Annotated in this window: 9 protein-coding genes; 8 read left to right on the top strand and 1 reads right to left on the bottom strand. The window is 49.1% G+C overall.

Annotated elements, in window-relative coordinates:
* Positions 1 to 312: 312 nt before the first annotated feature.
* Complete coding sequence (locus tag BLV62_RS09050) at positions 313 to 762, bottom strand: SRPBCC family protein (RefSeq protein WP_089760845.1); 450 nt, start codon at positions 760 to 762, stop codon at positions 313 to 315.
* A 204-nt stretch (positions 763 to 966) separates the two neighbouring features.
* On the opposite strand from BLV62_RS09050, the gene BLV62_RS09045 reads away from it, so the two are divergent.
* From BLV62_RS09045 to BLV62_RS09010, 8 genes are all read left to right on the top strand, one after another.
* Entirely contained in the window at positions 967 to 1506 is a 540-nt protein-coding gene (locus BLV62_RS09045) for a prolyl-tRNA synthetase associated domain-containing protein (protein ID WP_089760842.1), read from the top strand.
* A 294-nt stretch (positions 1507 to 1800) separates the two neighbouring features.
* Positions 1801 to 2274 (top strand): hypothetical protein, encoded by a 474-nt coding sequence (locus tag BLV62_RS09040; RefSeq protein ID WP_089760840.1) that lies wholly within the window; start codon positions 1801 to 1803, stop codon positions 2272 to 2274.
* Between the two features lie 165 nt (positions 2275 to 2439).
* On the top strand, positions 2440 to 3504 hold the full coding sequence (locus BLV62_RS09035; protein WP_089760838.1) for an alkaline phosphatase: 1065 nt from the start codon (positions 2440 to 2442) through the stop codon (positions 3502 to 3504).
* Positions 3505 to 3619: 115 nt separating this feature from the next.
* Positions 3620 to 4225, top strand: coding sequence for an RNA polymerase sigma factor (locus tag BLV62_RS09030; protein WP_089760836.1), 606 nt, complete (start codon positions 3620 to 3622; stop codon positions 4223 to 4225).
* A 109-nt stretch (positions 4226 to 4334) separates the two neighbouring features.
* Positions 4335 to 5471 (top strand): FecR family protein, encoded by a 1137-nt coding sequence (locus BLV62_RS09025; protein ID WP_168927760.1) that lies wholly within the window; start codon positions 4335 to 4337, stop codon positions 5469 to 5471.
* A 207-nt stretch (positions 5472 to 5678) separates the two neighbouring features.
* A complete protein-coding gene (locus tag BLV62_RS09020) occupies positions 5679 to 9017 on the top strand; it encodes a TonB-dependent receptor (RefSeq protein WP_168927761.1) in 3339 nt (1112 codons plus the stop codon).
* 22 nt (positions 9018 to 9039) lie between these two features.
* Positions 9040 to 10566 carry a RagB/SusD family nutrient uptake outer membrane protein gene (locus tag BLV62_RS09015; protein ID WP_089760831.1) on the top strand — a complete coding sequence of 509 codons (1527 nt, stop codon included), beginning with the start codon at positions 9040 to 9042 and terminating at the stop codon, positions 10564 to 10566.
* Between the two features lie 13 nt (positions 10567 to 10579).
* Entirely contained in the window at positions 10580 to 12748 is a 2169-nt protein-coding gene (locus tag BLV62_RS09010) for an alpha/beta fold hydrolase (RefSeq protein WP_089760829.1), read from the top strand.
* The last annotated feature ends 101 nt before the right edge of the window (positions 12749 to 12849 follow it).

Raw genomic sequence — 12849 nt, 5'->3', positions numbered from 1 at the left:
GAAGCAATGGAAAACCATCCGTAACCGGTACCGTAATCTTATAAAACTTGGCTTATCAAAGTATTACGCAAGGATGTGGAGCAAAACGAGTATAGGTTACAGCCGTGCGGCTCGTAGTCCGATACTATGCAGAACCCTCACCAACGCATACTTTAGGAAAGAAGGCTATGTCGGATTTTACGAACGCTATTATCTGAAAACAGAAAGTCAGATTAAATTATTCTAACAAACCGCCGTATACCAGACCGGTACGTACGGTGGTGTGAGAGGACAGTGAGGGAAATAATCCCTCACTTCCTACTCGATTTATGATCAGGCATCCGGGATCTCTGGTTCAACCAGCCTTGTCAGCTTGTCGATAGACTCCTGCCAGCCCAGGTAGCACATTTCCACGGGGATCATAGCAGGAATTCCTTCCTGGGTGATCTTTATTTCAGTACCTGCCATCACTTTGCGGAGCGATACCGTAGTGGTCATTTCTCCTGGCAGGTTCGGATCATCGAAGGTATCTGTATATTTCAGGAACTCGTTAGGCCTGATCTCTTTGTAGGTCCTGCCAAAAGAGTGGCTGTGGCCTGTGGTGAAATTATGGAACGACATCCGGAAAGTACCGCCGGTTTCTGCTTTCATTTCATGAACAGTGCAGAGGAAGCCATAAGGAGGCAACCAGGCAGCGATTGCCAAAGGATCTGTAAACGCGCGGAATACTTTCTCTGGAGATGCTTTCAGCACCCGGTGTAACGAAACTGAATTATTGGACATAAGATAGATTTTTTTGGTTTCCTACTCATCTGGCTTTTCGGTTTCGCCCGTTTTTAGCGTGGTTGCTGCTCCACTATTGTTCGTTGATCTCAACAGTACAAAGGTGTAAAGATTTTGAAGATCATACAGTGGGGAGATAAGACAATATAAAGGGTGATTTGCGTCTTTTCTCTATCTTTGACCGGATAGCAAATAAAGATAGATATGTTTTTTGTCAGCGAGGTAAAAACAACCGGGCCATCAACGTTTAATACACCGTTACAGCGAATGGTTTATTCCCTGTTGGAGGAGAAAGGAGTAAAATTTGAGCGGGTAGATAATGATCCGGCTATCACGATGGAGAATTGTATCATGATCGATCAACGGCTGAATATGAAGACGGTAAAAACCCTCTTCCTCTGCAACCGCCAGAAGACCAGTTTTTACCTGGTAGTTACGACTGCCGATAAACCATTTGTGACCAGGGATTTCAGCGCTGCATTAGGTATTCCGAGGGTTTCTTTTGCACCGGTTGAATTGCTGAACTCCATGTTGGGTACGGCAGTGGGAGCGGCCACTATATTCGGGCTGTTGCTGGATAGCAACAACCACATACAACTGGTGATCGATAACGATATTCTTGCTGAAGAATGGTATGGCTGCACAGATGGCACTACTACCAGTTATCTGAAACTTCCTGCCGCCTGGGTAATGGATGAATTGATCCCGCTTACGGGGCATACGCCTAAGTTTGTGAAGTTATAACAGTTATTCTGGCCAGTTAGTCTTTACCATTGTCTGTTCTTTTCTAGGGCAGGGGTGAAGGGTCATTATTTTTTAACCTTTCGCCAGCGAATATATAAAATATACGTCCAGGTTAATAAATCATTATTCAACTTTCCGCTTGTTCTCCCAATTAAAATTTAATGCTATATTTACTATCGTGCCAACCCAGTGAACAATGTCGTATATGCCTGCCAGTTTGATCTGTTCCCCATGCGGTGCACTGCTTTTAAAGTAAAATTGCTATTTGATCACCCTAAATAAAACCCAAACAAAATGAAAATGATCCTTAAGCATCTCCCGTTGTGCCTTGCCGTATTCGCTTCTTTTACCTTACAGGCGCAATCAAACAATGCGACGCCCGAAAAAAACGTTGATCAAACATTGGTTGAAAGCAACGAAGCAAGCAGGAAAGTGAACGGACAGGTATTTGTTGCCGCGAAGAAAGACGATCAGCCCAATGACCCCTACAGGAGCGCTGTATTTGTGGCGTCAGTGAACGGAAATGTTTCGCTGACATTGAACATCCCGCTGTGGCACAACATCAAACAGCCCTATGTTACTTTCGAAAACCTGACAAAAGGCACTTACATGAGATTTACCACCTTCCCGGGCGAAAGCACCTACAGAACAGTGACGGTAACTTTACAGGCAGGAGACCAGTATCGCTTAACAGCCAGCATCCAGCCTAACCCGAGTGATCCGAACGACGACATCGACGAAGACGTATTGGCTACTTTATCCTGGTAAGGAAATGTATAGCTGAATACATAAAGCATGATGCAGCGTTTTGCTGCATCATGCTTTATCCGTTTTATAATAAAGGTACTTTTGACGTTCATCCTGTTAACTGCATTCAACACAAAATCCTGGGATTTTAATACAGACTTTGTATTTTTACTGTAAATAAATTCCATGAGAAGATATATCATTCCAGCAGTTCTTGTTTTTCCTGTCCTCTTTCTAACCTGTACCCAGTCAAAACAGTCATCTTCCCCTAAAATTAAAAATGTCATCTTCCTCGTAGGCGATGGCATGGGCACAACCCAGATCTATGCCGGCCTTACAGCTAACAAAGGTTCGCTGAACCTGGAGCGGTTCAGGTGCATCGGGTTTTCAAGAACAAATTCGGCCAGCGATTATATCACCGAGTCGGCAGCCGGGGCAACTGCCTTTGCTATCGGGCAAAAAACCTACAACGGCGCCATTGGCGTCGATAGCTTAGGAAATCCACAGCCTACCATAATGGAGATTGCCAGGCAGCATGGATTATCAACCGGCCTGGTAGTAACGACCGATATCACGGATGCAACGCCTGCTACTTTTGCCACCCATGAAAAATCCCGTGAACTGCATGATGAAATAGCTGCCGATTATGTAAAGTCAGATGTTGATGTGATCATTGGCGCCGGAAGCGAACATTTCAATCAGCGGAAAGATGGGCGGGACCTGTTTGCCGAGTTTAGCCGCAAAGGCTACCAGGTAAAGCATACCATGGATGATATTGTGCGGGTGAAACAGGGAAAACTGGTTGGTTTGGTGAAAGAAGAAAGGGTAGAGAAACGAGGCGATCAGCTTGCACGAACCACCAACGCTGCACTGCAGCTCCTGCAGCAGAATAAAAAAGGATTTTTTCTTGTCGTGGAGGGCTCCAAGATCGATGACGGCGGCCATGCCAACGATCTGCAATATGTGGCGGAAGAGGTGATCGATTTTGATAAAGCTATCAAAGTGGCGCTGGATTTTGCCGATAAGAACAAAGAGACGTTGGTAGTGGTGACGGCTGATCATGAAACAGGAGGACTTACCATCGCGGAAGGCGACCTTAAAACCGGGAAGGTCAGCGGTCATTTTTCGACCGACGATCATACAGGCGTGATGGTACCGGTGTTTGCCTATGGGCCGGGGGCCGAGGCATTTATGGGTATTTACCAGAATAATACCATCTTCCTGAAATTTATGCAGGCGCTGAAATTCTGATCCGTATTATGGAAAGGGATCTTTGTTGCCAGATTATCTGCAATCGATTTAATATTCTTCCCCATTTTTTATATTTTAGCGTTGGCTCACTTAGTGCACCATTTGAATTGAACGAATGTATAACCAGACCTATACAGACAAAGAGTTGTTGCATCTGCTGGCACAAGACAGTGAATATGCCTTTACGGTGATCTTCGACCGGTATCGGGGAAAAGTCTTGGGAACCGCAATGCGTATGCTGAAAAGTACTTCGGCTGCCGAGGAAGTTGTGCAGGAGATCTTTATGAAGGTCTGGGCTAAACGCCGGGAGCTGGAATCAGTGACCCATCTGCAAAGCTTCATTGCCACCATGACCCGGAACCTGCTGTTCGACCGTTTTAAGAAATTGGCACATGAAGCCGCGTACCTCGACAGTCTTGTTCATTTAAAGCCGGTGATCAACGATACAGACCACCGCGTTCGTACTTCTTTTGCACATAAGCTCCTGCAACACGCTATCGACCGCCTGCCACCCAGGCAGAAGCAGGTATATGAAATGGTACGGGTACAGGGCCTGTCGATAGACGAAGTATCCGATACGCTTTCCATTTCCCGTAATACGGCAAAAAGTCACCTGACCGCCGCTCTCCAGGCCATACAGAAACATCTCCGCACCCATCCCGATACCTTTGTTTGCCTCGTGAGCATCAACGTGTTGACAATGGTTTTCCAGCAATCCTGAAAATTTTTTTTCGGGCGACTCATACCTACCCATTTTTCGATCGTCTATATTTTAAGGGGAGCATTGCTGCCCGGTTCCTTTTATGAATGAAACAAGGTTTAAATCGTTGATGGATCGGTACCTGGCCGGCGAAACCACTAAAGCTGAGTGGGAAGAACTCGTATTGATGGTAAAGTCGGGCGAGTACGACGAAGCGCTGCGACAGCTGATCGATGACATTTACGAGGCGGAAGACGGAACGGCGGAGATGCCGGATTCCAGGCGGGAGGAACTGTTGATGAAGATCTTTACTATGGCAGAGGAAGATGCCCCTGCCGCCAGGCGGGTGTTTTTTAGGGCTTATGCCTGGTGGGCAGCCGCAGTTGTATTGGCAATGGTGTGGATCGGCTCCTGGCTCGCAGGCAATAAAACCCAAACTCCTTCACAACCCCTGCTGGCCGAAGCTCCGGTTAAAAATGATATAATGCCGGGCAGCGATAAGGCAACCCTTACCTTGTCTGACGGCTCTGTGGTTACACTGGATTCCACAGGCAAACAGGTGATCAGTGAAGGAGGAACCGCTATACGCAGGCAGAATGGGCAATTGCAATATACCGGTTCAGGTACCGGGAATACGCTTAGTTATAATACCCTGGCTACGCCCAGGGGAGGGCAGTTCCGGTTGCTGTTACCTGATGGCACTGCCGTGTGGCTGAACGCCGCGTCTTCTCTCCGCTATCCGGTTGCATTTACTGGCAGCGAAAGGAAAGTGGAGCTCTCGGGTGAGGCTTATTTCGAAGTAGTGAAGGATGCACGTAAACCTTTCAGGATACAGGTCAAAACGCAGGTGATAGAGGTACTGGGTACTCATTTTAACGTTAACGCCTATACGGAAGAGCCCGCGGTAACCACCTCCCTGCTGGAAGGCGCCGTAAAAGTGGCCAATAAGGTACTAAAGCCGGGCGAACAGGCCCGTTGCACCGGGGATGGAAATATTACCGTTACAAAACCAACAAATATAGCAGATGCAGTTGGCTGGAAAGAAGGTTTCTTTGTTTTCAGGAACGCTAACCTGCCAACCGTAATGCGGGAAATAGCAAGATGGTACGATGTGACCATAGTTTATCAACCAGACGTAAATAACAATCAGCAATTTTCGGGAAGAATTGACCGCAGCCTGACCTTGTCGCAGGTGTTGAGCGGCCTGGCATTTACCAATGCACGTTTTCGCATTGAAGACAACCGCAAGGTTGTGATACTTCCATAAAGTACAGAAAAACAAGTAAAAAGGAGAGAACAATAAAACCGGGAATGCGGCAACATTCCCGGCGGCATTCAGTTCGTCCTGATAAATCGTGCCCGGAACGGCAACAATTATTATTCACAAACCAAACACTGCAAAAGTATGTATTTTTTTTACAGTGGTAAAAGGAGGCGAAAGCTCCCTTTTAGCCTACGTCTATTCTTCCGCGCTATGAAGCTGACCATCGTACTTCTGATGCTGGCAATGGGGGTAAATGCCTCCGGTTATTCACAAACTGTGACAGTTTCCGGTAAAAGCATCCCGCTAGAAAAAATACTCCTGCTCATAGAGCAGCAAACGGGTTATTCCTTTTTCTACAATAATGTAGATATAGGCAAAGCGCAGCCGGTTGACCTGTCGTTAGATCATGTAAGCCTGGAAACGGCCCTGAAACAGGTGCTGAAGGAACAGCCATTGAAATATACTATACTGGGCAGAACGATCTTTATACGCCCTTCGGCAGGTACTGCACCTGCTGCAACAGTGGCCGATAATAATATAAAAGTACAGGGAACGGTAGTGGATGCCGCCAATGGCCAGCCGCTGATAGGCGTTACCGTTCAGGTGAAGGGCGGCACCGCCGGCACAACTACCGACGCCAACGGCCGGTTCAGTCTTACCGCGCCCGACGACGCCATACTCGTTGTTTCTTATATCGGCTTTGGCAAACAGGAAATAAAGGTTACCGCCGCTCCCATGCGGATCGCGCTCATTGCCACAAACACAGGTCTTAACCAGGTAGTGGTAGTGGGGTACGGTACTGAAAAGAAAAAAGATCTCACAGGCGCCATCGCGTCTATCAAAGCAGAAGATCTTACCCGCACTGCCTCCACCAGTTTTACGGCCGCTATACAGGGCAAGGTACCGGGCGTATTCATTTCCCAAACGAACGGGGCTCCCGGCTCGGCTTCTTCTGTGCGCATCCGGGGTATAGGCACGACCGGCGGAAACCAGCCGCTTTACGTGGTTGATGGTTTTCCTTTAAATGGCAGCAGCATGAGCATTCCCGGCAGTTCATCCAAGGTAGATGGGATGTCGATCATCAATCCTAACGATATTGCTTCCGTGGAAGTACTGAAAGATGCGGCGGCAGCGGCTATTTACGGCTCCCGCGCCGCCAACGGGGTGATTCTCGTTACAACCAAAAGAGGAAAGGAGGGATTGGTAGATATTAACCTGAACGCCTATACGGGATTTTCACAGTTGTGGAAAAAACCGGCCTTTATGAACGCAACCGAGTTTGCCAGGATGGCCAACGAACTTTACACTAACTCCGGCATGGCCCCTAACCCGCAGTGGGCGAACCCGGAATCGTTTGGTAAAGGTACTGACATGATCGATGAGATATTCCGCAATGCTCCCATACAGAATTATGACCTGAGCTTTGCAGGAGGAAATGAAAAGATGAAGACAAGGATGTCGCTGGGCTATACCGACCAGAAAGGCACTATGATAGGCACTTCTTACAAGCGTTATACTGCCAGGATAACAACCGACCTGAAAGCAAGCAAATGGCTTAGTTTCGGGGGCTCCCTCGCCTTTGCCGGCACCCATTCGCAAGGCCAGAACACCGATGCCATGCAGGGCGGTATCTTTAACCTCGCACAGCAATTCTTCCCTACGCTGAGCAAAGATTCTGCTTTCTTCGGCCCGGGCGGTTACTACACCAAGGATGGCGACAACCCTGTGCTGAAAGTAGCATCGATCGACAACCAGTTGAAAAACTACCGCATCTATGGTAATGTGTTCGGCGAACTGGAAATAGTAAAGGGGCTTAAATTCAGGACCAGCATAGGGCTGGATATGAACAGCAACCGCATCTCCTCCTGGGAAGGAAAAGTAGTGAGAGGCTTCTATATCCATCCGCAGGCTACCCTGTCTGAACGCCAGGATCAGGGTATTACCCAGTTGATAGAAAATACGCTATCATATTCCAGGTCTTTCGGCCAGCATAATATCTCGGCAGTGATCGGCCAAACTGCCCAAAGCAATAAGAACGACTGGATCTCTGCAGGCGGCAACGGCTACCAGAACGAGAACCTGCGTGTGATCAACGGCAGCGATGTAAGCCTCCGCACCGCCAGCGGTACCGGTACTTACGCTACCCTTGCCTCTTACCTCGGGCGTGTGAACTATTCCTATAAAAGCAAATATCTCCTTTCCGCCAGTATACGCCGTGATGGCTCTTCTAACTTCGGGCCCAACAACAAATGGGGTAACTTCCCCGCCGTATCCGCCGGTTGGCGCATCTCTGAAGAACAGTTTATGAAACCGCTTTCCAATGTGCTCAGCGACCTGAAGATCCGTGGAAGCTGGGGACAACTGGGGAACGACGCCATTCCTGCGTTTGGCTATTTAAGCACTATCCGCAGCGGGGGCAATTCAGACAACTATGTTTTCGGTACAGGCGCGCAGAGTATAGCCATTGGCGCTACGATGACCCGCCCGGGAAATCCCGACCTGAAATGGGAAACCACAGAACAAACAGATATCGGTTTAGATGCCTCGTTGCTGGATGACAGGCTTTACCTGACAGCAGATTATTTTATCAAGAAGACCCGCGATATGCTTATCAGCCTGCCGGTTTCACTGGAAGCCGGTTTCCAGAATGCCCCCACAGTGAACGGGGGCAGCGTAAAGAACAGCGGCTTTGAATTATTGCTGGGCTACCGCGACCAGGTAGGGGCGCTGAACTTTGATGTAAGCGCCAACATCGCCACTTTAAAGAATGTAGTAACAACGCTTGGCGTAGGCCAGCCCATTGTTGGGCCTAATTTGCCGGGTACCAGCATGACCATGACGTATACCCAGGCAGGTAAACCGATCGGTTATTACCGTGGCTATATAGTGGACGGGGTCTACCAAACGGATGCAGAAGTGGACAAAGCCTTCCAGCCAAATGCGGTAGCGGGCGATTTCCGGTACCGGGATATCAACGGCGATAAGCTGCTCACAGATGCAGACAAGGTACAGATAGGAAAGCCCTGGCCGGATCTGACATACGGCCTTAACATGAACCTTTCCTGGAAAGGGTTCGACCTTAACCTGATGTTCCAGGGCGTAGCAGGCAGCGACATCTATAACGCCAACAAAGTATCCAATTACCCGATGAAATATTTTAATGGCAATGGTATTGTGAACGGGGTGAAAGATGTTCTGAACCACTGGACTCCCGGCAGCGGCATAAATGACCAACCAGGATTGAAGTATATAGATGCCAATGGAAACTATGTGAACGCCTCTTCATTCTTCGTGGAAAAAGGCGATTACCTCAGGCTCCGCAACCTGGTGATAGGATATGCATTGCCTGCCGACTTCGTGCACAAAAATACCGGCAGCGCCCTGAAAAGTGTAAGGGTATACGTGAGTGCGCAGAACCTGTTCACCATCACCGGTTATTCAGGTTTTGATCCTGAAATAGGAAGCGCTGATCCCCTTAACTCGGGCATCGATACAGGCGTTTTCCCTCAGCCAAGGACTTTTATGGCAGGCATCAACATAGGTTTCTGATCTAATTGTTAAATGAAAAGACATGAACACACTAAACAAGATCATAGGGGTTTTAATTATCATCTTGCTAACTTCCTGTACATCCAAATTCCTGACAGTAACGCCTAAAGATGAGCTGACAGACGCCAACTTCTTCCTGACAAGCGCAGATGCCGAAGCGGCGCTGGTAGGCGCTTACGGACAACTGCAGGAGGAATCGACCTTTGGTAATGTAGTGGATGCAGCCAACCTGGACTGGACCATGAGCGGCGACCTCTATGAACAGGACCAGAATACGCCCAGGGTACAGCTGGAAATGTTAAGTCTGCCTGCAAATAATCTATATATCGGGCAGATGTACACAGGCTTATACAGGGGTGTAGCCCGCGCTAACTTCGTGATAGGAAGAGTAGCGAAGATGACCGGCATTGATGCAATACAACAGGGCCGCATCATTGCTGAAGCCAAGTTTTTACGGGCTATCTACTATTATAAACTCGTTACCTACTTTGGCGGCGTTCCGCTGGTAGTGGAAGAGCTGAACGCATCTTCCAAACTGGATATCCCGCGCGCTTCTGCGGCAGATGTATGGGCGCAGATCATCACAGACCTGAAAGATGCAGCCGCTGTACTGCCGATTACCTGGACCAACACGAACGATGTGGGCCGGGCCACGAAGGGCTCTGCCCTGGCATATCTTGCCAAATCGTACCTATGGCGGCAGAAATGGGACGATGCGATCAAAGCCAGCGAAGAGATCGTTAATTCCAACGCTTATGAACTGCTGACCGATTTCAGAAGCGTATTTCTCGAAACAAATGAGAATAACAAGGAGATGGTATTCTCCACGCAATACGGCTCAATGAGCAATGGGATTGAAGGGAACCAGCTGGATGTAAGATCGGCGCCCCGCGGCGCAGCGCCTGAATTCATTGGCCGCGGAGCTAACAGCAACTTTGTGCCGCAGACTAACTGGATCAACGCATTCGAAAAAGGACCTGATGGCAAAATAAAAGATAAGCGCTACTGGGGCGTGATCATCGGGCCGGGAGAACACCACCAGGAAATGACAGACTTTGTGATGCCCCTGACTTTCCCTAACAGCTATACGAAAACAGGGTATATTGTTACCAAATACTGGCAGAAAGCCAATATAGTGAACTCCGGGCTTAACGCGCCTATTGTACGTTATGCAGAAGTATTGCTGAACTATGCGGAAGCATTGAATGAAAAAGGACGGTCTGAAGACGCCATGAAACTGGTGAATAAGATCAGGGAACGTGCAGGCCTTGATGCCAAACCGTTGAGCCTTTCCCGTGAACAGACCCTGGATGCCATTTTCTATGAAAGACGTATGGAATTTGTTTGGGAACCTGCCGGCGCATTCCAGGACCTCAACAGGAGGAACCGGTTCATGGACTTTATCAGGGCTAACAGGGCCGATTACGATAAGATCAATGTACAATCCAAACCCTGGCTGAACGAAAGGCCCATCCTGCTGCCTATACCGCTGGGCGCATGGGACGTGAATAAAGCGTTGGTACAAAACCCCGGCTACCCGGCTTTTTAAAATAACAAGCGTTATGAAGAAATTTCTAGGTTTATTGATGATGTATATACTGTGCCTGGCTAATACCCAGGCGCAGCGGCTGGCAGAAGATTCGCTGCGCATAGATAAGCTGCCCGCTTTACCTTTTCTTCCCGACCCGTTGCTGACAGATGAAGGAGGGGCCAACACGCCTGTGCAAACCATAGGGCAATGGGAAGCCCGGAAGAAATGGATCAGGGAGCAATACCAGTACTGGGTTTCAGGTTCCAGGCCGCCGGCTCCGGGGAATGTTACGGCCAAAGTGATCTCGGAAACCAGGTCGGGCGATGTGAAACTGCGGATGGTTGAATTGTCGTTTGGCCCTGGTATGAGCGCGAAAATGAGGGTAGAGTTAATGATACCCTCTTCAAAGAAGCCTTTACCGGTGTTCATGACCCAGTGGAATCACCGGGGCTGGGCCCAGGTGGCGGTACGCAGGGGGTATATAGGATGCATATACGCAGGCGCCGATAACATGGATGATACAAAAGATTATGCAACCATATTCAGCGGCTATGATTTTGCCACCCTTATGAAGAGAGCATGGGGCGCTTCAAGGGTGGTTGATTACTTACACACCCTGCAGGAGGTTGATACGGCGGCTATTGCACTCACCGGTCATTCCCGCAACGGGAAGCAATCGCTCATGGCTGCGGCATTTGATGAGCGGATAAAGGCCGTTGTGACCAGCAGCGGCGGCACCGGCGGTGAAAGTACTTTCCGTTATTCGGATGAACGCTTCGAGTCTGAATCGGTGGAAGAGATCACGCGTGTGTTCCCTTATTGGTTCAGTCCACGCCTGCGCCTCTTCAGTGGCCGTGAACAACGGTTGCCGGTAGATCAGAACCTGCTGATGTCGCTCATTGCGCCGAGAGGATTGATGATGGTATCTGCCATTACAGAAACGCAGGGTAATGATTGGGGAATAGAGCAGTCGTATAAATCAGTACAGAAAGCATATCATTTTTTGCATGCTGACAGTAATGTGGCTATTCTCCTGCGTCGCGGGCGGCATCAGCATGCAGCCAGGGATGCAGAAGATTTCATCGATTTCTTCGATTATGTGTTCCATCGTTCTTCACGCCGGCCGGAAAACAGGTTGTATCATGGTTATTCGTTCGATAACTGGAAGAAGCTGAGCGGAGAAACGGGCGATACCAGGAAATGGACAAAGCTGCAAGGTCCGCTGCGGGAGCGGCAGGACAGTATCCGCCAACGTATCAAATGGTTGCTCGGCGACGAGCCGCCGGGAGTTCCTGCTGAGCGTAGCCTTTCGCCTTTGTTAACACGCAACCGTACATATCCGGACGATTACCTGGCCGAGGTGATCGGGCAACCTACCGTTCCTGAAACTGTAAAGAAAATGGAAGTAGGGCCGTATAATGCGCTGGGAGAAGATCTGTGGGGAACGATTTATTTCCCTGCCGGCAAAGTAGCGGGCGATTCGGTAGCAGGGCAATTGCCGCTGGTCATCTTCCTGCATGAATACTCCTACGCAACGGGCAGCCAGATGAGGATGGAAGGGTTGATCCGCAAGTTCACCGCTTTGGGATATGCAGTGCTGCGCTTCGATTTTGCAGGCTTCGGCACCCGCATAGAAGAAGCCGGGCATTTTTACGAACGTTACCCTCACTGGTCGCTGATGGGAAAAATGGTGGCAGATACCAGGGCTATCATTAACGACGCCTGTACCAGGATGCCGTTTGTTGATACCAGTCATATCTACCTGGCAGGCTACTCGCTGGGCGGAACAGTAGCCCTCTTCACCGCGGCGCTGGACGAACGGGTAAAAGGGACTGCAATAGTGGCCGGCTTCAGTTCCCTGCGCAACGATAATGTTGGAACGGAAGGCATACGGCATTATTCTCACCTGCATGGTCTAATACCCAGGCTGGGATTTTATGAAGGTAGGGAAAACAGCATACCTGTTGATTTTGATGATGTGTTAACTGCGGTTGCTCCAAGGCCCGTGCTGGTAGTGGCGCCGGAGCGCGACAGGATACATGGCATAGGGAAAGTTAAGGCGATTGTAAACAACGCATCGGCAGTGTATAACAAAGCAGGAGCGGGGCAACAGTTAAGCCTGAAGATACTGGACGACTATACCCGCTTTAAAGAGCCGGTTGAAAAGGAAATAGAAGAGTGGCTGAGCAGGCAGCGATAGGATCTCTCTCTCTGGAACTATGAACATAATAACAGGGCCGCCCGTAGCAGGGGGGCTCTGTTTGTTAATACCCGCATGGTCAATATACCTTTCTCAAATTC

This window comes from Chitinophaga terrae (ex Kim and Jung 2007) (genome assembly GCF_900107795.1).
In the GTDB taxonomy this organism is placed as follows: Bacteria; Bacteroidota; Bacteroidia; order Chitinophagales; family Chitinophagaceae; genus Chitinophaga; species Chitinophaga terrae.
Note: the sequence above shows the minus strand (reverse complement) of the source record. Positions and strands in the feature narration are given on the sequence as shown.